At 56.5% G+C, this 17975-nt stretch carries 20 protein-coding genes; 12 read left to right on the top strand and 8 right to left on the bottom strand.

Annotated elements, in window-relative coordinates; genetic code table 11:
- Nucleotides 1–27: 27 nt before the first annotated feature.
- On the bottom strand, nucleotides 28–801 hold the full coding sequence (locus tag N037_RS04575) for a transporter substrate-binding domain-containing protein (RefSeq protein ID WP_021242531.1): 774 nt from the start codon (nucleotides 799–801) through the stop codon (nucleotides 28–30).
- Between the two features lie 10 nt (nucleotides 802–811).
- A complete protein-coding gene (locus N037_RS04570) occupies nucleotides 812–1981 on the bottom strand; it encodes a pyridoxal phosphate-dependent aminotransferase (protein ID WP_032639373.1) in 1170 nt (389 codons plus the stop codon).
- Between the two features lie 115 nt (nucleotides 1982–2096).
- On the opposite strand from N037_RS04570, the gene N037_RS04565 reads away from it, so the two are divergent.
- Nucleotides 2097–2939 (top strand): LysR family transcriptional regulator, encoded by an 843-nt coding sequence (locus N037_RS04565; RefSeq protein WP_023335671.1) that lies wholly within the window; start codon nucleotides 2097–2099, stop codon nucleotides 2937–2939.
- Here the strand turns inward: N037_RS04565 and N037_RS04560 are convergent.
- Together N037_RS04560 and hglS are read right to left on the bottom strand one after the other, a co-directional pair.
- On the bottom strand, nucleotides 2926–4431 hold the full coding sequence (locus N037_RS04560; protein ID WP_032639371.1) for a carboxylesterase/lipase family protein: 1506 nt from the start codon (nucleotides 4429–4431) through the stop codon (nucleotides 2926–2928). The genes N037_RS04565 and N037_RS04560 overlap by 14 nt on opposite strands.
- 43 nt (nucleotides 4432–4474) lie before the next feature.
- A complete protein-coding gene (gene hglS / locus N037_RS04555) occupies nucleotides 4475–5818 on the bottom strand; it encodes a 2-oxoadipate dioxygenase/decarboxylase HglS (RefSeq protein WP_032639369.1) in 1344 nt (447 codons plus the stop codon).
- Nucleotides 5819–6345: 527 nt separating this feature from the next.
- On the opposite strand from hglS, the gene N037_RS04550 reads away from it, so the two are divergent.
- The 8 genes from N037_RS04550 to N037_RS04515 all read left to right on the top strand — a co-directional run bounded on the left by N037_RS04550 (nucleotide 6346) and on the right by N037_RS04515 (nucleotide 12881).
- Nucleotides 6346–6531, top strand: coding sequence for a general stress protein (locus N037_RS04550; protein ID WP_004136767.1), 186 nt, complete (start codon nucleotides 6346–6348; stop codon nucleotides 6529–6531).
- A 94-nt stretch (nucleotides 6532–6625) separates the two neighbouring features.
- Nucleotides 6626–7120, top strand: a complete 495-nt coding sequence (locus tag N037_RS04545; RefSeq protein WP_023311678.1) for a YciE/YciF ferroxidase family protein — start codon at nucleotides 6626–6628, stop codon at nucleotides 7118–7120.
- Between the two features lie 22 nt (nucleotides 7121–7142).
- Complete coding sequence (locus N037_RS04540; RefSeq protein WP_023335667.1) at nucleotides 7143–7346, top strand: hypothetical protein; 204 nt, start codon at nucleotides 7143–7145, stop codon at nucleotides 7344–7346.
- 24 nt (nucleotides 7347–7370) lie between these two features.
- Complete coding sequence (locus N037_RS04535; protein WP_032639383.1) at nucleotides 7371–7877, top strand: ferritin-like domain-containing protein; 507 nt, start codon at nucleotides 7371–7373, stop codon at nucleotides 7875–7877.
- Between the two features lie 15 nt (nucleotides 7878–7892).
- Nucleotides 7893–8765 carry a manganese catalase family protein gene (locus N037_RS04530; RefSeq protein WP_008502274.1) on the top strand — a complete coding sequence of 291 codons (873 nt, stop codon included), beginning with the start codon at nucleotides 7893–7895 and terminating at the stop codon, nucleotides 8763–8765.
- 68 nt (nucleotides 8766–8833) lie between these two features.
- Entirely contained in the window at nucleotides 8834–10237 is a 1404-nt protein-coding gene (locus N037_RS04525) for a cytochrome ubiquinol oxidase subunit I (RefSeq protein ID WP_032639367.1), read from the top strand.
- A complete protein-coding gene (gene cydB, locus N037_RS04520; RefSeq protein ID WP_032639364.1) occupies nucleotides 10237–11247 on the top strand; it encodes a cytochrome d ubiquinol oxidase subunit II in 1011 nt (336 codons plus the stop codon). The genes N037_RS04525 and cydB overlap by 1 nt, the downstream gene beginning before the upstream one ends.
- Before the next feature lie 8 nt (nucleotides 11248–11255).
- The gene (locus N037_RS04515) at nucleotides 11256–12881 is read left to right on the top strand and encodes an alpha-amylase family protein (protein ID WP_032639362.1); all 1626 of its coding nucleotides are present in this window, start codon (nucleotides 11256–11258) and stop codon (nucleotides 12879–12881) included.
- Here N037_RS04515 and N037_RS04510 read toward each other — a convergent pair whose 3' ends face one another.
- From N037_RS04510 to N037_RS04495, 4 genes are read right to left on the bottom strand one after another with little or no spacing between them, the layout of a single operon-like run.
- Nucleotides 12882–13868: an SDR family oxidoreductase gene (locus N037_RS04510; RefSeq protein ID WP_032639360.1), complete on the bottom strand. Its 987-nt coding sequence runs from the start codon at nucleotides 13866–13868 to the stop codon at nucleotides 12882–12884. It lies immediately after the preceding gene.
- A gap of 17 nt (nucleotides 13869–13885) precedes the next feature.
- Nucleotides 13886–14404, bottom strand: coding sequence for a 2-oxo-tetronate isomerase (locus N037_RS04505; RefSeq protein WP_032639358.1), 519 nt, complete (start codon nucleotides 14402–14404; stop codon nucleotides 13886–13888).
- A gap of 11 nt (nucleotides 14405–14415) precedes the next feature.
- Nucleotides 14416–14862, bottom strand: a complete 447-nt coding sequence (locus N037_RS04500; protein WP_023335661.1) for a DUF421 domain-containing protein — start codon at nucleotides 14860–14862, stop codon at nucleotides 14416–14418.
- Between the two features lie 9 nt (nucleotides 14863–14871).
- Nucleotides 14872–15375 carry a hypothetical protein gene (locus N037_RS04495; protein ID WP_032639356.1) on the bottom strand — a complete coding sequence of 168 codons (504 nt, stop codon included), beginning with the start codon at nucleotides 15373–15375 and terminating at the stop codon, nucleotides 14872–14874.
- Between the two features lie 138 nt (nucleotides 15376–15513).
- Here N037_RS04495 and N037_RS04490 point away from each other — a divergent pair, with 138 nt between their 5' ends.
- From N037_RS04490 to N037_RS04480, 3 genes are all read left to right on the top strand, one after another.
- Nucleotides 15514–15903 carry a YdeI family stress tolerance OB fold protein gene (locus N037_RS04490; protein ID WP_032639353.1) on the top strand — a complete coding sequence of 130 codons (390 nt, stop codon included), beginning with the start codon at nucleotides 15514–15516 and terminating at the stop codon, nucleotides 15901–15903.
- Between the two features lie 64 nt (nucleotides 15904–15967).
- Nucleotides 15968–16852 carry an SDR family oxidoreductase gene (locus tag N037_RS04485; RefSeq protein ID WP_032639351.1) on the top strand — a complete coding sequence of 295 codons (885 nt, stop codon included), beginning with the start codon at nucleotides 15968–15970 and terminating at the stop codon, nucleotides 16850–16852.
- A 181-nt stretch (nucleotides 16853–17033) separates the two neighbouring features.
- Nucleotides 17034–17957 carry a LysR substrate-binding domain-containing protein gene (locus N037_RS04480; RefSeq protein ID WP_023335657.1) on the top strand — a complete coding sequence of 308 codons (924 nt, stop codon included), beginning with the start codon at nucleotides 17034–17036 and terminating at the stop codon, nucleotides 17955–17957.
- The last annotated feature ends 18 nt before the right edge of the window (nucleotides 17958–17975 follow it).

Genomic DNA, 17975 nt, shown 5'->3' with positions numbered 1-17975 from the left:
CATCACTCACCGGGGCTAATGAGGCGGTTATTTTACGCTGACATCGATACCCGGGAAGTACTTATCAGCGAGTTTAGCGATCGTGCCGTCGGCACGTACTTTATCAATCGCGGCATCAAGCTGCTTTTTGGTGGCCTCGTCACCCTTACGCAACCCAAAACCGATCCCACTGCCGAGGATAGTGTCGTCAGACACCGGTTTGCCGATGAAGCCAAACCCTTTCCCCTGCGGCTTGCTGAGGAAACCTGCCTGCCCGGCCGCGGACATGACCAGCGAGGCGTCGATACGGCCATTGAGCAGATCGCCCCAGGCCATATTCTGATCTTTATAAGACACCACGGTGACACCCTGCTTTTCCCAGTGCTCTTTCGCATAGGTTTCCTGGATGGACCCCTGCAGCACGCCGATGGTTTTCCCCTTCAGCCCTTCTGGCGTTGCCTCAACCGCCGTACCGGCCTTGCCGACCAGCTGCGACGGAATACGGTAGATCGGCTGGGTAAAATCAATGCTCTTGCGACGCTGCTCGGTGATGTTCATCGCCGAGTTGATGGCGTCAAATTTCTTCGCCACCAGGCCCGGGATCAGCGCATCAAACGAGGTTTCAACCCAGCTGCACTTCAGCGCAGCCGCTTTGCAGATGGCGTTCCCCAGCTCAACGTCAAACCCTTCCAGTTCGCCCGCCGCATTTCGGCTCTCGAACGGCGGGTATTCCGCTTCCAGGCCGTAACGCAGCTCGCTGGCCGCGAAAGAAGAAAAAGTACACAGCAATCCCATGCCGACAACTAGCGCGCGTAATTTCATCTACAACTCCTCAGCGTGGTTTAACCCGACACAGGGCCTGGGCACCTGCCCGTAACGTCGCCTCATCTTTCGCAAAAGAGAGACGAATCAATTTATTATCCGTACCGTCCGCATAAAACGCCGACAGCGGAATGGTGGCAACGCCGTACTCAACGATCAGCCGCATCACCAGCTCGCTGTCGCGCTCGTCGCTGAACTGGCTGTAGTCCGCCAGCATGAAGAACGAACCGGCGCTCGGCAGCAGCGTAAACGGCGAATCGGCCAGCAGGCTGTGCAGCAGATCGCGCTTGCGCTGGTAAAACGCCGCCAGCGACAGCCAGGTTTGAGGGTCGACCATATGCTCAGCAAACGCGTGCTGCATTGGCGTATCGGCAGAAAACATTAAAAATTGATGGACTTTACAAATCTCGTCCATCAGTACCGCCGGTGCAACACAGTAACCCACGCGCCACCCGGTGACGTGATAGGTTTTTCCGAAAGAGGAAATAATCACGCTGCGCTCCGCCAGCTGCGGGTGCGTGGCCATCCCGTGGTGCGGCTCGCCGTCAAAAACGACGTGTTCGTACACTTCGTCAGACAAAATAATGATGTCGGTATTGCGCGTCAGCGCCGCCAGCTGCTGCAGGTCACTGGCGGAGAAGACCTGGCCGCTCGGGTTGTGCGGCGTATTGATGATGATCATGCGCGTGCGCGGGGTGATCGCGGCGCGAACCTCATCCCAGTTGACGGCAAAATCCGGCACCGTGAGCTTGATGGCGATCGGGGTTGCCCCCTGCAGACGGACAATCGGCGCGTAGCTGTCAAAAGAGGGCTCAAAGTAGATCACCTCATCACCCGGGTGCACCAGCCCGCTTATTGCCGAATAGAGCCCTTCGCTGGCGCTGGCGGTCACCAGCACCTCGCTGGCAGGGTCATACTGCGTGCCGTAGAGCGTGGCAATTTTATCGGCAATACGTTCTTTAAGCGGCTGCAGGCCGGTCATCGACGCGTACTGGTTATGCCCCGTCTCCATTGCGCGGGTGACGCCCGCAATCAGCTTCGGGTCGCAGGAGAAATTCGGTGCGCCCTGAGAAAGGTTAATCGCGTTATGCTGCGCCGAGAGCTGGCCGATAACGGTAAAAATGGTGGTTCCCACATCCGGCAGTTTGGAGCGCGTTTGCACAGGCGTTCGTAAAGTCATCCTCTTTCCCTTCTCATGGACATTGCATAACTATTCAAACAACATCTGTGCTGTCGGGACAATCGAATTGTTGTCATAATAGCCATGAGAAAAATGCATAGCTGAGGTGTTTTCTATGTCACGCCGTTCGCTCCCCCTTAATGCCATCGACGCATTTTTAGTCACCGCGCGTCACCTCAATCTGACCCATGCCGCCGCGGAACTGTGTCTGACGCAGGGGGCCGTGAGCCGTAAGATTGCCTCCCTTGAGGCGTGGTTTGGCTTCCCGCTTTTTGAACGCCACGCGCGCGGGCTGCGCCTCTCACCGCAGGGCAGCGCCCTGCTTCCGGAGCTGCAGTCCGCTTTCGAGCAGCTGCTGTCCGTGGCCGACCAGGCCCGCAGCCAGCACACCGTGATTCGGCTGAAGGCCCCCACCTGCGCTATGCGCTGGCTGGTACCGCGCCTGCTGGAGGTGGAGCGCGAGCATCCGGACCTGCAGATTGCGCTGACCACCACCACCGATCACAACGTCAATTTCAAAACCGAATCTTACGACGCGGCCATCGTGTTCGGCACGCACATGAGCGCAGGCGATCTGCTGTTCGAAGAGGCGCTCACCCCGGTGATAAGCCCGGTGCGGGCAGGAGCAGCGCTGGGATCGCTGACGTTTCTACACCCAACAAGGGATAAGACGGATTGGTCGCTGTGGCTGACGAAACAGGAAGGTCCAGGCTTTGCCATGCACAAAAATCAACACTTCGACACGATGGATCTCGCCATTACGGCCGCCATTCAGGGGCTGGGCGTCGCCATCGCCGACGAAACGCTGGTGGCAGAAGATATTCACGCTGGAAGGCTGATGCGGCCCTATGAGACAAGCATAAAAACCGGCGCAAGCTACCGGCTGGTGCTGCGCGAAACGCCTGCCGAGGAAAATGGTCTCGCGGCGTTTCGCGCCTGTTTGCTTAATCGAGGCTGACGTGGTGCTTCATTACCCTTTTAAAGAGACTCATGCGGGCACGCATAAAGCGGTTTTCAAGCCGGAAATCTGCATGTTTATTCACGCCAATGCGTAACAGAACGTCCCGACCTTTGCGACACGCGGGCCAGTGCGTCGGCCCGGGCAGGATGTCGCGACGGCCCGCGTCACGCGCGAAGCTTACCCAGTAATCCGCCACCTGGGCAGCAAACTGCAGATCCCGCTCATAGGCATACTGACGTGATGGCTCCACCTGGCCGAGCGTATCGAAGACATAGGGAATTTCGTTGCCGTGCCAGGCGCCGTTGATATACGTGCCATGTTCCGCCTCGGCGACATAGTCAAACCAGTAACGCCAGCACAATCCACCCACGCGCTGCTGGGCCTGCATCACCACATAGCCCATGGTAGTAAACGCCATGTCGCGGCACACCTGCCTGCCCAGCTCTTCATCGCCTTTCACGCCCGGATAGAGCAGCTTAATCAGCCCCAGCCCGAAGCGACGCTCCCGGCGAAGCTTCTGAATTTGTCCGGCGAGATCGATGCCAAACACCGCCATCACGCTAGCTTCATCGCTGTTGGAGCCAATCATCACCGGCACCGGGTGCTGACGGGCGGCAAAAAAGACGTCCAGCATGGCTTCCGGCAGAACGCAATCCCCGACGATGGGCGCCGGGGCGATATTCAGCGGCGCGGTGAGCGGCCAGAACGCGTCGGGTGGAATGGCGCGCAGCTCCCCGGCGGTCGCATTTTCCAGGCCGAAATGGGCGGCCAACGCTTCCCCTTTTTGCAGCGCCTGCTCGCGCGGCGTGTCCGGCAAGGTGTACCCGCTTTGCACAATCGCCTTATGGAACAATCCTGCTGCCAGCGGCGAGGCCAGCAGAGAAAGCACGCTGCGCGCGCCGGCGGATTCGCCAAACAGGGTCACATTGTCGGGATCGCCACCAAACCCGGCGATATTCTCCCGCACCCATTCGAGGGCGGCGATCTGATCCAGCAGGGCAAAATTATGCACCACCCGCCCTTCCTCGCCTTCCAGCGCCGGATGGGCGAAAAAGCCGAGATGACCGAGACGGTAGTTAAGCGTAACGACAACCACGCCGCGCGTGGCCAGCGCTTTGCCGTTATACGGCGGCAGGCCCCCGGCACCAATCGTAAACCCTCCTCCGTGCAGCCAGACCATAACCGGAAGCGGCTCGTCGCGCTCTGTGGGGGACCAGACGTTAAGGTAGAGACAATCTTCAGAAAACTGGCCCGGATCGCCGCCGCCTAACTCCTGACAATACTCGCTGCTTTGCCAGCTTGAGGGCGAGAAAGCCGTGGCCTCGCGCAGGCCATCCCAGCGTTCAGGGGGCCGAGGAGAGCGCCAGCGCCACTCCCCCACGGGCGGTGCGGCATAGGGAATACCGCACCAGAGGTGAACGTTTTCATCGGTTAAACCAGACAGTGCGCCCTGGCGCGTTTCAACCACAGGGGCGGAAGGATTTTGCATAACGACCTTATTTTTTCCATCACACCCCAGCAGAGTAACGATTTCAGAGCAAACCGCAACGCTGTTTGCTGCGCGTTTCCGCCTCCTGGTAGAGCGTAAACTCGTCATACACCGGGCAGCCCAGCGCGTCTTCAAACGCATCGCGGCTGGCGTTACCGTGGCTGCGGGCCTGGGTTTCGTTCCCGAGGTTGGACTGGAAAATCCCCGCGGCGCTGACCGGGAGGAAATCTTCGTAGGTGATCGGCTGGGCAACCACCCATCCGCGCTCGATCAGCGGCTGCGGATCGTCCCCCGGACGGAACGCATGACGATGGGCTTCCCCGGCTGGCGTCAGGCGATAGCGGAAATAGGCCAACTCCTGACGGCGCATGAGCATTTCGCTGTCCGGGAAGGCGCTAAAGATCTCCCGGAGATGCAGCTGGTGCGTGAGGTTATCTTTACCGGTTCCGGCCTGGGCGAGGAGGCTATCGTACAGTTCCCGGCCTTTCGGGGTCAGCGCCACGCCGCGCTGTTCAATCTCACCAAAGCGCGCGGTGTGGGTGCCCTTATGTTCCCCGGCAAACAGCACTGGCTCTTCCAGCGCCTTGAAGCTGGTTTGACGCAGCAAGACGGGCACCTCGCGACGCGGCGGCCCTTCAATCAAAATCTTCGGCTCGATACCGTACTTCGGCATCAGCTCCTGCACCCGATCAATATCCAGCGTGCGCGGCGTGAGGTGGTTAATATGGCAGCCCGGGAAGCAGACCACGTAGGCAATCAGGCGATGCTCGTTGCTCAGGGCCAGATAGGTCTCCTGATCGACGGTCGCGTGACGGTGCCAGCGGAAGGTTTCTAACGCTTCGTGCACAAACTCGTGAGCCTGTGCGTCAGTAAAGTGCCCTTCCGAGTCATGGAGGTCGATCAGTTCCAGACAGCGGGGGGTAAAGATGTTCCGCTGAGACAGGATCTCTGCCGCACGTTCGCGCAGCGCGACGTTATCAATCAGCTCAAGACGCAGCAGCGAAGTAAAGATACGGAACGGATTACGGCAGAGCGCCGCATCATCGACCGGGCGAAACGCCGTTGAGTGGACCGGTACTCCCGCCTGCGAGAGATCGTAATAGCTGACCGGGTACATGCCCATAATGGCAAACATACGACGCAGGGTTGAAAGTTCCTGTGCCGTGCCGACGCGGATGGCCCCATGACGCTCCACGTTCAGGCGCGCAAGCTCGTCGGCGTTAGCCAGTTGTTCATGTAAAAGTGGGTTATTTTCCAGAACCGCCAGGTTGACGTCCGCAACCAGTTCGAGCAAGGTGCCGTACTGCGGAACTTCCTGCTGGTACATCGCCGACATAGCCTGCGAAAAGCGTTCCCGAATGTCATCAGCCGTGATGGTGTTCGCCATGATGTCATGCCTCCAGTGAATATTACCTGGAGTGTAGAGAAACCCGTTCCTTCCGGGGGGAAGAATTTCTGATTTGTGATCTTAAGACGACAGTGGTCAAAGCGTGTGCTACTGGCCCTGAACAGGTCCGAACGGAACCGCCCTTTCGACCTGAACGCTTTTATCCAGGATTTTCCTTATAATTATTTAGGGTTCCGTTTACTAGCTATAAAGGAGTATTTATTGCTTTTCTTCTGACTGCAAATCAACCAATTTGAGCGCGCCATTATTTTCCCCTCACCTTTCAAATTTTTAGTTCTAAGTCAGGATTAATCCGAATGGCTGTTTACAAGTCCCTCCTGCCTATCCATATTTCCATTTTAAGCGAAGCGCAAATTTACAAATATTTAAAAATAACGCAGCCGCAAATAGCCAAACGCATTTGACGGATGCCGCACAGCGACTAGAGTTATTACTCGAACGACGAGTGATACGGAGATATTTTCGTATCGTACTGACATAACCAATATATGACTATGAGGTTTAATATGGCAGAGCATCGTGGTGGTTCCGGTAATTTCGCTGAAGACCGTGATAAAGCATCAGAAGCTGGACGTAAAGGTGGCCAGCACAGCGGTGGTAATTTTAAAAACGATCCGCAACGCGCATCCGAAGCGGGTAAGAAAGGGGGCCAGAACAGTCACGGCGGAGGCCGTAAATCTGATAACTCCTGATCTTATTTAAAACTCTTTTAATAAAACCAGAGAGCATGCTGCGGGCTGAAAAGCTCGCAGTACCCTTTCTTTATTTTACCGGAGCGTAATTATTATGAATATGAAAAGCGTCGAGGATGTTTTTATTCATCTTCTGTCGGATACCTACAGTGCGGAAAAGCAGCTTACCCGAGCACTCAGCAAGCTTGCCCGCGCCGCCTCCAGTGAGAAACTGAGCGCAGCCTTTACCGCACACCTTGAAGAGACGCAGGGTCAGATTGAACGTATCGATCAGATCGTCGAACAGGAAGACGGTATCAAAATTAAGCGCATGAAATGCGTGGCGATGGAAGGCTTAATTGAAGAAGCGAATGAGGTCATTGAAAGCACCGAAAAAAATGAAGTGCGTGATGCCGCATTAATTGCCGCCGCGCAAAAAGTCGAGCATTACGAAATTGCCAGCTACGGTACCCTTGCGACATTAGCAGAACAGCTGGGCTATAAAAAAGCCGTTAAACTTCTGGCCGAAACGCTGGAAGAAGAAAAAGAAACCGATCTTAAACTCACCGACCTGGCCGTAGGAAATATTAACCAAAAAGCGCAAAAGTGACGCAATAAAAAGGTTAAATAAAATGAGCATCAGTCCCAGGACAATTAAACGGTGCCATTTAACGGCAGCCATAATATGGTTCATTCTCGCTATCCCTTCCGTAATATGGTGGAAGAGCAGCGTGCTATGGGTCATTATCATCAGTATCTACGCCAATATTGTCGGCCATTTATCTGGCTACAGTGCCGCACGTGCCGATCAGGCTGCTGAAAGTGAAACCAAATAAGCGAACCCTAATGAGGATACAATGATGAATCACGTAGAACACTACCATGACTGGCTACGCGATGCCCATGCGATGGAAAAGCAAGCCGAATCTATGCTGGAATCCATGGCCAGCCGTATTGATAATTATCCTGATGTTCGCGCCAGAATTGAGCAGCATATTAATGAGACAAAACGGCAAATTACCTTGCTGGAAGAAATCCTCGACCGGAATGATATTTCTCGTTCAGTTTTAAAAGACTCGATGAGCAAAATGGCGGCGCTGGGGCAGTCCATCGGCGGCATGTTCCCGTCTGATGAAATCGTTAAGGGGTCGATCAGCGGCTATGTTTTCGAACAGTTTGAAATCGCCTGCTATACCTCCCTGCTCGCGGCGGCGAAAAAAGCGGGCGATACCGTCTCGATACCCGCTATTGAGACGATCCTCGCCGAAGAGCGCGAAATGGCCGACTGGTTGATTCGTCACATTCCGCAGACCACGGAACAGTTCCTGCTGCGTTCAGACGCATCGGGCGTCGAAGCGAAAAAATAAACCGGGAGAATCGCCATGTTCCGACACGTCAAACAGCTGCAATACACGGTTCGCGTTGCCGAACCGAACCCTGGCCTCGCCAACCTTTTACTGGAACAGTTCGGTGGGCCGCAGGGCGAACTGGCTGCCGCCTGCCGGTACTTTACGCAAGGATTGAGCGATGACGATCCGGGCCGTAAAGATATGCTGATGGATATTGCGACCGAGGAGTTAAGCCACCTCGAAATCATCGGTACCCTGGTGGGCATGCTGAATAAAGGCGCGAAAGGCGCGCTGGCGGAAGGGGTGGAAAACGAGGCCGAGCTGTATCGGTCTATGACCGAAAACGGCAATGACAGCCATATTACCTCCCTGCTCTACGGTGGCGGCACCCCGCTCACTAACTCTGCGGGCGTGCCCTGGACGGCGGCCTACGTGGACACCATCGGCGAGCCAACGGCGGACCTGCGCTCAAACGTGGCAGCAGAGGCCAGAGCGAAAATCATCTATGAACGGCTGATCAACGTGACCGACGATCCCGGCGTAAAGGATGCGCTGGCGTTTCTGATGACGCGCGAGGCGGCGCATCAGCTCTCCTTTGAGAAGGCGCTGCAGTCTATCCGTAATAATTTCCCGCCGGGAAAATTGCCGCCAATCGAGGAATTCACCAACAAGTACTACAATATGTCTGAAGGTGGAGAGGTTCGCGGAAGCTGGAACAGCGATAAACATTTCGATTACGTTGAGTCCCCCCAGCCTGCGGTTGACGGCGGCGATGGCAGCGCAAGCGTCACGCTCACGACCGAACAGGCAACCCTGGTCAAGGCGATGTCTGCCCGCACGAAGTCCGATCCACATTCTGACCCGCTGACCGGTGCCGAGCTGGGTGCCGGTAAGACTAAACCGTAATCGGTTTTGCCGGGCAGCCATAAACTGCCCGGCAATTCTCGTGCCCCATCGTTTCAGAGGTACGGACCATGTTCGAACTCGACGCGTTCCATCTGGCCAGAATTCAGTTCGCTTTTACCGTCTCGTTTCATATCCTTTTTCCTGCGATCACCATCGGCCTCGCCAGCTATCTGGTTGTGCTGGAGGGCATGTGGCTGCGCACCAAAAACGACGTCTGGCGATCGTTGTACCATTTCTGGCTCAAGATATTTGCCGTTAACTTCGGGATGGGTGTCGTTTCCGGGCTGGTCATGGCCTACCAGTTTGGCACCAACTGGAGCGGGTTCTCACAGTTCGCGGGCAGTATTACCGGCCCACTCCTGACCTATGAGGTGTTAACCGCCTTCTTCCTCGAGGCCGGTTTCCTGGGGGTCATGATGTTCGGCTGGAATAAGGTCGGCCCGGGCCTGCACTTCTTTTCAACCTGCATGGTGGCGCTCGGCACGCTGATGTCGACCTTCTGGATCCTCGCCTCCAATAGCTGGATGCATACGCCGCAGGGCTTCACTATCGAGAACGGACAGGTTATTCCGCAGGACTGGCTGGCGATCGTCTTTAATCCCTCCTTCCCTTACCGCCTTATTCATATGGCTATCGCCGCGTTTCTGAGCAGCGCGCTGTTTGTCGGCGCGTCGGGCGCATGGCACCTGCTGCGCGGTAACGATACCCCCGCCGTGCGCACCATGTTTTCCATGGCGATGTGGATGGCGCTGCTGGTCGCCCCCATCCAGGCGGTTGTGGGGGATATGCACGGCCTGAACACGCTTGAGCATCAGCCGGCCAAAATCGCCGCCATTGAGGGACACTGGGAAAACCCGCCCGGCGAGGCCACCCCGCTGCTGCTGTTTGGCCTGCCGGATATGGACGAGGAACGCACTAAGTACGGTCTTGAGATCCCCGCCCTCGGCAGCCTTATCCTGACGCACAGCCTGGACAAGCAGGTTCCGGCGCTGAAGGACTTTCCGAAAGCGGATCGTCCAAATTCAACCATCGTTTTCTGGTCGTTCCGCGTCATGGTCGGGATGGGGCTATTGATGATCACCCTGGGTCTGGTCAGCGTCTGGCTGCGCTATCGCCATCGGCTTTACCACTCTCGCCCGTTCCACTGGTTCGCCCTCTGCATGGGGCCTGCCGGGCTGCTGGCGCTGCTCGCCGGCTGGGTGACCACCGAAGTGGGCCGCCAGCCGTGGGTGGTCTATGGCTATCTGCGCACCGTCGACGCGGTATCGCTGCACAGCACCCTGCAGATGAGCATCAGCCTGCTGGCGTTCTTCGTCGTCTACACATCGGTGTTTGGCGTGGGCTATGTTTACCTTATCCGGCTGATTAAGAAAGGACCGCAGCCCGTTGATACGCTGACGTCAAACACCTCGGGCACGCCCGCGCGTCCGCTGTCTGCCGCCGAGTCTGTTCCGGAAGAGGAGAAAATCTGATGGGCGTCGATATCTCAGTTATCTGGTTTGCCATCATTGTGTTTGCCACGCTGATGTACATCGTTATGGACGGATTCGACCTCGGGATTGGGATGCTCTTCAGTTTTGTCAGCGATGCCAAAGAGCGCGACGTGATGGTCAACAGCGTCGCGCCGGTCTGGGACGGCAACGAAACCTGGCTGGTGCTCGGTGGCGCAGGGTTATTCGGCGCTTTTCCGCTGGCCTATGCGGTGATCGTGGATGCGTTGACCATTCCCCTTACCGCCATGCTAATTGGCCTGATCTTTCGCGGCGTGGCGTTCGAGTTCCGCTTTAAAGCAACGCCGTCGCACCGGAAGTTCTGGGACTACTCCTTTGCGGGCGGCTCGCTGCTCGCGACCTTCAGCCAGGGCATCGTCGTGGGCGCAATGATCAACGGCTTCGACGTGGAAGGCCGTCGTTTCGTAGGGTCCGCGCTTGACTGGCTCTCCCCCTTCAACCTCTTCTGCGGTATCGGGCTGGTTGTTGCCTACACGCTTCTTGGCACCACCTGGCTCATCATGAAAAGCGAAGGTGCGCTGCAAAGCCGCATGCGCGAGCTGACCCGCCACGTGCTGCTGGCGCTGATGGTCGTCATCGCCGTGGTGAGCATCTGGACACCGCTTGGCTGGCAGTACGTGGCCGAACGCTGGTTCACGTTGCCCAACTTCTTCTGGTTCCTTCCCGTCCCGATTCTGGTCGCGGTGTTTAGCCTGTGGATCTGGCGGCTGACCCGCAATCCGAAAAGCCATGCCCGCCCGTTCCTGCTGACGCTTGGGTTAATCTTCCTCGGCTTTAGCGGGCTCGGCATCAGCCTCTGGCCGCACATTATTCCGCCGCGCATCACCCTGTGGGAAGCCGCAGCGCCGCCTGCCAGCCAGCTGTTCATGCTGGTAGGCACGTTGCTGATTATTCCGGTGATCCTGGTGTACACCGCCTGGAGCTACTACGTCTTCCGGGGCAAAGTGTCGGATACTGAAGGCTATCACTGAGGAACGCTATGACCGACTGGCATACACGAGCCATTATTTATCAGATTGATACCGCGCTATTTTATGATTTGAACGGCGATGGCTGCGGGGACATCGCCGGGATCGCGGCCAAGCTGCGCTATATTCGCCGCATGGGGGCGACGGTCATCTGGATCACGCCGTTTTACCTGACCCCTTTTCTTGATGAAGGCTATGACGTCAGCGACCATCTCCAGGTGGATCCCCGCTTCGGAAAACTGGCCGATATCATCGCCTTTATCGAACAGGCCCGCGAGCTGGGCATGCAGGTCATTATCGAGCTGCTGATCCAGCACACGTCAGACGCACATCCCTGGTTCCAGCAGGCCCGCCGCAGCCCGGCGTCACCCTATCGTGATTACTACCTCTGGTCGGATAACGACGAGGACGATACGCCCCCCATGTTCCCCGGCGTGGAAAAAAGCATCTGGAGCTGGGACGACGAGGCAGGGCAATACTACCGCCACATGTTCTATCGCCACGAGCCGGATCTGAACCTCACCTCGCCCGCTGTGTTAAAAGAGATTGAGAACATCATCCTTTTCTGGCTCAAGCTGGGCGTGTCGGGATTTCGCCTCGACGCCGCGTCCCATCTCACCACGCAGGCGGGCAACGGCGATGAAAAAAAGGGCCTGTGGATCCTCGAACATATGCGGCGTCTTATCGAAGAGCGCAATCCGGACGCGATCCTGCTGGGTGAAGTGGACGTAGACGTTGAGACCTATAAAGACTACTTCGGCGATAATGACCGCCTGAATCTGGTGCTTAATTTCTGGCTCAACAAGTATTTTTACGTCAGCCTGGCCCGCAAAAGCGCCCGCCCGCTGCGCAACGCGGTGAAGAAGATGATTGTCCCGCCCGATGCCTGCTGTTTTGCTAACTGGCTGCGCAACCACGACGAGCTGGATCTTGAAGGCATTAGTCAGAAAGACAAACAGTTTGTCCTCGACACGTTCGCCCCTGACGAAGAGATGAACGTCTATCAGCGCGGGATCCGCCGCCGCCTGGCGCCGATGCTCAACGGCGATCGCAAGCGGCTGGCGTTCTGCCACGCGGTGCTGTTTTCCCTGCCGGGTGTCCCGGTGATGCGCTACGGCGATGAGATCGGCATGGGTGACGACCTGGAGCTGGAGGAGCGCTACGCCGTTCGCACCCCGATGCAGTGGGCAGGATCGCAAGGGGGCGGTTTCTCCGCAGCCGCCCCTGAAAAATTTATCGCACCGATTATCGACCACGGCCCTTACCGCTATCAGAAAGTGAACGTCGCCGATTCGCTGCTTCACCACAACTCGCTCCTGCACCGGATAATCGATATTGCCAATACCCGCTCGGAGTTCCCCGAAATTGCCGTTGCGCCCTTTCGGCTTATCACAATCGATGATGACGCGGTGCTGGGGCTCTATTACGAGACCGACGAGCGCAGCATCCTGACCTTCGTCAACTTCAGCGACCAGCCGGTGCAGTTCACCGCAAAAGGGATCCGCAACGCCACCTGGACCGCCTGTCTCGAGGACAAGCGCTACGATGACGCGCTGATTTGCGGCAAAACGGTTCAGCTCATTCTTGGCGGCTACGGCTATCGCTGGTTCTGGATGCACCGTAGCGCGCTGCGCTGACTACGGTTTCCGGCGGGTTATCAGCCGCGTCACCATTAACCCTGCCACCGCGAGGGCGCCCAGCGCCACTTTACCCGGCATGCCTGAGGTGACGGACGGCGCGCGGGTTTTCGCCTCGTCAGTAAAGCGACCGTGGATTTTATGCAGGTCGTTAACCGGCTGGTCGAGATAGTCCCGGCGATCCGGCGCGTTGAGGTCGTCGGTCATCTGGCCTTCCCAGGCCTTTTTTACCATCAGCCGGTCCAGAAAACCGGGGAAGAAAAATTGCCCGACGATGGACTGGATGGTGCTGCCGCCTACCCACAGCTCGCGCACCGGTTTTTGCGCCACCCTGAAGATGGCGCTGGCGGCCACCTCAGGCTCAAAGACCGGCGGCACCGGGCGCATCGCCCAGGCGAACTTATTCCTCGCCCATTCGAACTGCGGGGTGTTGAGCCCGGGCATCTGCACCATCGAAAGCTGAACCCGGCTGTTCTCATGCATCAGCTCGGTACGCACCGCATCGGTGAACCCGCGGATCGCCGCTTTGGCCCCGCAGTAGGCTGACTGCAGTGGAATGGAACGGTAGGCCAGCGCGGAGCCGACCTGGATAATCACGCCCCTGTCGCGCGGAACCATAAGTTCGAGCGCGGCGCGGGTGCCGTTCACGTAGCCGAGGTACGTCACCTCAGTCACACGCCGAAACTCGTCCGGCGTGAGGGTACGAAACGGTGCCAGGACGGCCCCCATGGCATTGTTTACCCAGACATCAATCGCGCCGAGGCGATACTCAATCTCGTTAGCGGCATCCACCACCGCCTGGCTGTCGGCGACGTCCGCCTGGACGGCGTGCGCATTTATGCCAAACCGCCTCAGCTCCTCCTGGGTAGAGTGCAGGCTGGCTTCATCGCGGGCGATGAGCCCGACGTCGTAACCTGCCTTTGCAAAGTGCAGCGCCGTGGCTTTTCCCACGCCCGCCGTTCCGCCGGTAATCACTATGACAGCCATAGAACCTCCCCGTGCGTTTAACCATTATCCCCATCAGACAATGCTGCCAGCAGTTCCGCCAGCGAGAAATGCACCGCTTTTTCCACCACATCCTGACAGTCACCCGAGAAAAGCACGGTGCGGGTTTCCGTCTCGCCACGGATATTCCACGCAAAGCAGACCGTGCCGGCCGCCGTACCGTCGTCGCCCCCTTCCGGGCCCGCGTAGCCGCTAATGGCGATGCTGATATCCGCCTGGGCGATATCGCGGATGCTGGCGGCCATCTCGGTAACCGTCTGTTCGCTGACGGCGGTATACCGCGCAAGCGTCTCAGGACGCACGCCGAGGATCCGCGTTTTGGCTTCGTCGCTGAACACGACCAAGCCGACATCATAAAATTCAGCGGTATTTTCCTCAGCGCAAAGCGCCACCGAGAGCTTGCCGCCCGTGCAGGATTCCGCGGTGGTTAAGCGAAGCCCGAGATCGGTTAATTTGCTCGCCAGCTTTTTTGTCAGTTCACCCACGGTATTATTGCTGTCGTGAAAAAGATTGCTCATCTTGCCGCCTCTTATTTCTCGAAAGGAATGATTGAAATATGTCCATTGCGCTCAAGTATGGCATATTTAATGTCGCTTATTTCCGTAATGCCATTATTCTGCCGGGCAGACACCAGAATATCATCACAGGAGACATCGACTTTTTTCAGCTTATCGGCTAACGGCACGCCGTTCTCCACCAGAATCACAGGCGTACCGTCCAGAATATTCTCCACCGGGGAAAAATATTTTTTCATCAGCCCAAATATAATGTCAACCACCACCAGCGTGGTAATGGTAATCATCGCGCCGGTGACGGAAAAATCCTGTCCTAGCAGCGCCTGCTGTGTGGCTTCACTAATTATCAGGAGCAGAATGAGATCGAAGCTGGTCATCTGCAGCAGCGCGCGACGCCCTGCTACTTTAAATACCACCATGAGAAACAGATATATAGCCAGCGCGCGAAAGACCATATCCATATCAGCCTCCTAGGGGTAGATAAATTGCCAGATGTTAATCTCCGGCTCGCTGTTGACGCGGAGCACGGTGTTCCATTTACCGGCTCTGGAAGGTGTCGTGAAGAGTAACACTGAGAAGCTGTCAGATTTTTTCAGGTTGTTATAGACAAAATAGAAGGTCTTTCCACGGCTGAACATGCTGTCCGGCTGCGGCCAGACGCTGCCGGGCTCGTAAACCTCGCTGCTCTCGCTGGTCATGCTGAGGACATACTTTCCCTCTGTTTGCACCGGGAACGCCAGCTCCATTCGCGTCTCTGTCTCCCGTCGTCCAAAGCGTTCATAGTGTATGGTCAGTGAATTAGCGGAATTCGTTTTGATCGTATCGCTGATCGTTCCGCTGGAAAATAGACCGGCCATGGCCGCGACGATAATAGCCAGCAGAACAATAAAACCCACCTGACGAAACGCGTATTCAAACGTCAGCAAACGGTAATGCTCATCTATCCCGGGTAACTTTTCATTTTCACGCTTCATGGCCGTCGTCACCGTTTCGCTTATTAACCGATAATTTTGATTTCTCACGCGAATCTTTTTAGGACTTATCACATTTGCCACGTAAAGGAATAGCAACAATACTTAATAAGTCAAGACACGCTAAATGAAGGATATCGGATGAAATTATCACTTATTTCCGCTTTTTTGATATTTCTGGTTCCGGCCGCATGGGCAGATAATAACGGGGGTTTACAAAAAGGCGAAGCCCCACCGCCACCGCACGCGCTTGATAGCGGATATCGTGGAACCGACGACGCGCGTATTATGACCATCGACCAGGCAAAAGAAATGCACGATGGTGCGACAATTTCTTTACGCGGTAATCTTATTGACGGTAGTGGCGATAAGTTTGTATTTCAGGATAAAACCGGAAAAATCGACGTTATTATTCCCCAGGCAGTTTTCGACGGCAGAACGGTAAAACCCGACCAGATGATCAGCATCAACGGTTCGCTTGATAAAAAATCATCTCCTGCCGTCGTCCGTGTTGATCGTTTGCAGAAATAATTCAGCGAAGCGTTAACGCTGCAGTTATCCATCAAATCTCACCCCTTGGCTTAAGGAGTCAGCTATGAGTGATACCAAACAACGTACGAACGCTTACCCGCAGCCCCCGTTCCCCGAGCAGCCGCAAACGCCGCCGGGACTGGCATCAGAAATGCAGCCCGTACCCGACCACGGGGAAACAAGCTACAAAGGACACGGCCGCCTCGCCGGCAAAAAAGCGCTGATCACCGGGGGTGACTCCGGTATTGGTCGCGCGGTCGCTATCGCCTATGCGCGTGAAGGCGCTGACGTTGCCATCAACTATCTGCCTGAAGAAGAAAAAGATGCCTCTGAGGTCATCAAGCTGATCGAAGCCGAAGGCCGCAAGGCCGTCGCGCTGCCGGGTGACGTCCGGGACGAAACGTTCTGTCAGAATCTGGTCGAAGAAGCCGTCTCGAAGCTGGGCGGGCTGGACATTCTGGTCAACAACGCGGGGCGTCAGCAGTTCCGTGAATCGCTTGAAGAACTGACCACCGAGGATTTTGACGCGACGTTTAAAACCAACGTCTACGCTCCGTTCTGGATCACCAAGGCGGCGCTGCGTCACCTGAAAGCCTCATCCGTTATCATTAATACCTCCTCCGTTCAGGCGGTGAAGCCCAGCCCCGTTTTGCTGGACTATGCCCAGACGAAAGCCTGTCTGGCGGTGTTTACCAAATCCTTAGCCAAGCAGCTGGGTCCGAAAGGCATTCGCGTTAACGCGGTTGCTCCCGGCCCTTACTGGACGGTACTGCAATCCAGCGGCGGGCAGCCGATGGAAAAAGTGAAGGAGTTCGGTGGCGACACCCCCCTGGGACGTCCGGGCCAGCCCGTCGAGATTGCCCCGCTGTACGTCACGCTGGCTTCGGATGAATGTTCATTTACGTCCGGCCAGGTGTGGTGTTCTGACGGCGGTGACGGCGTGATCTAAACCGATTAGCAATTCCCCCTCCGCAATGAGCAATAAATGAACAAGGACGTTCGCTTATCGCCCCTCCTGAAAAACATGTTGTAACTCAAACAGATCAAATGTTAAAAATATTTTGCTATCAGGTTATCAAAATTAAACAACTTAACTTGTCACCCGCATCGCTCTGTTTTTAACATCGCCTATGGAAAAAAATGGTCTGTTCAGTCAGCGCATACGCTTGCGCCATTTGCATACATTTGTGGCCGTCGCTCAACAGGGAACGCTGGGGCGTGCGGCTGAAACCCTAAATCTGAGCCAGCCTGCGCTCTCGAAAACCCTCAACGAGCTGGAACAGCTGACCGGAGCCCGTCTTTTTGATCGCGGGCGACTGGGGGCGCAGCTTACCATCGTGGGCGAACAGTTCCTCACGCACGCCGTTAAGGTGCTGGATGCGCTCAATACCGCAGGCCAGTCCCTGCATCGCAAAGAAGAACAATCCAGTGAGGTGGTGCGCGTGGGTGCTTTGCCTACTGCGGCGCTGGGCATTCTTCCGCCGGTTATCGGCCAGTTCCACAAGCAGCAGCGGCATACCACTATCCAGGTTGCCACCATGAACAACACCATGCTGCTCGCGGGGTTGAAATCAGGCGAACTGGATATTGGTATCGGCCGAATGTCCGACCCTGAGCTGATGGGCGGACTTAACTACGAACTGTTATTCCTGGAATCTCTGAAGCTGGTGGTTCGTCCCAATCACCCCCTTTTGCAGGATACGGTGACGCTAAGCCGCGTGATGGAGTGGCCGGTTGTGGTTTGCCCGAAAGGCACCGTGCCCCGCCAGACTGCCGAAACGTTGCTGCAAATGCAGGGATGTACGCTGCCTTCAGGGTGTATCGAAACGCTGTCGGCCTCGCTTTCACGCCAGCTCACCCTGGATTATGACTACGTCTGGTTCGTCCCCTCCGGCGCGGTAAAAGATGATTTACGCCAGGGGACGCTGATCGCCCTGCCGATTACCTCCCCAGGAGCCGGGGAACCCATCGGCATTTTGACCCGGGTGGATACCCCGCTTTCTACCGGCGCACAGACGCTGCTGAGCGCTATCCGTAAATCAATGCCGGTATAAAACCTTTTTCACCCCTCA

The sequence above is a fragment of the Enterobacter sp. EGD-HP1 genome (genome assembly GCF_000733275.2).
GTDB lineage: Bacteria > Pseudomonadota > Gammaproteobacteria > Enterobacterales > Enterobacteriaceae > Enterobacter.
Note: the sequence above shows the minus strand (reverse complement) of the source record. Positions and strands in the feature narration are given on the sequence as shown.

Coding starts and splice junctions, on each gene's coding strand:
- N037_RS04540 (WP_023335667.1), top strand. CDS start 7,143: ATGAGCATCAGTCCCAGGACAATTAAACGGTGCCATTTAACGGCAGCC.
- N037_RS04565 (WP_023335671.1), top strand. CDS start 2,097: ATGTCACGCCGTTCGCTCCCCCTTAATGCCATCGACGCATTTTTAGTC.
- N037_RS04525 (WP_032639367.1), top strand. CDS start 8,834: ATGTTCGAACTCGACGCGTTCCATCTGGCCAGAATTCAGTTCGCTTTT.
- N037_RS04550 (WP_004136767.1), top strand. CDS start 6,346: ATGGCAGAGCATCGTGGTGGTTCCGGTAATTTCGCTGAAGACCGTGAT.
- hglS (WP_032639369.1), bottom strand. CDS start 5,818: ATGGCGAACACCATCACGGCTGATGACATTCGGGAACGCTTTTCGCAG.
- N037_RS04515 (WP_032639362.1), top strand. CDS start 11,256: ATGACCGACTGGCATACACGAGCCATTATTTATCAGATTGATACCGCG.
- N037_RS04500 (WP_023335661.1), bottom strand. CDS start 14,862: ATGGATATGGTCTTTCGCGCGCTGGCTATATATCTGTTTCTCATGGTG.
- N037_RS04510 (WP_032639360.1), bottom strand. CDS start 13,868: ATGGCTGTCATAGTGATTACCGGCGGAACGGCGGGCGTGGGAAAAGCC.
- N037_RS04545 (WP_023311678.1), top strand. CDS start 6,626: ATGAATATGAAAAGCGTCGAGGATGTTTTTATTCATCTTCTGTCGGAT.
- N037_RS04495 (WP_032639356.1), bottom strand. CDS start 15,375: ATGAAGCGTGAAAATGAAAAGTTACCCGGGATAGATGAGCATTACCGT.
- N037_RS04490 (WP_032639353.1), top strand. CDS start 15,514: ATGAAATTATCACTTATTTCCGCTTTTTTGATATTTCTGGTTCCGGCC.
- N037_RS04535 (WP_032639383.1), top strand. CDS start 7,371: ATGAATCACGTAGAACACTACCATGACTGGCTACGCGATGCCCATGCG.
- N037_RS04560 (WP_032639371.1), bottom strand. CDS start 4,431: ATGCAAAATCCTTCCGCCCCTGTGGTTGAAACGCGCCAGGGCGCACTG.
- N037_RS04570 (WP_032639373.1), bottom strand. CDS start 1,981: ATGACTTTACGAACGCCTGTGCAAACGCGCTCCAAACTGCCGGATGTG.
- N037_RS04480 (WP_023335657.1), top strand. CDS start 17,034: ATGGAAAAAAATGGTCTGTTCAGTCAGCGCATACGCTTGCGCCATTTG.
- N037_RS04530 (WP_008502274.1), top strand. CDS start 7,893: ATGTTCCGACACGTCAAACAGCTGCAATACACGGTTCGCGTTGCCGAA.
- N037_RS04575 (WP_021242531.1), bottom strand. CDS start 801: ATGAAATTACGCGCGCTAGTTGTCGGCATGGGATTGCTGTGTACTTTT.
- N037_RS04485 (WP_032639351.1), top strand. CDS start 15,968: ATGAGTGATACCAAACAACGTACGAACGCTTACCCGCAGCCCCCGTTC.
- N037_RS04505 (WP_032639358.1), bottom strand. CDS start 14,404: ATGAGCAATCTTTTTCACGACAGCAATAATACCGTGGGTGAACTGACA.
- cydB (WP_032639364.1), top strand. CDS start 10,237: ATGGGCGTCGATATCTCAGTTATCTGGTTTGCCATCATTGTGTTTGCC.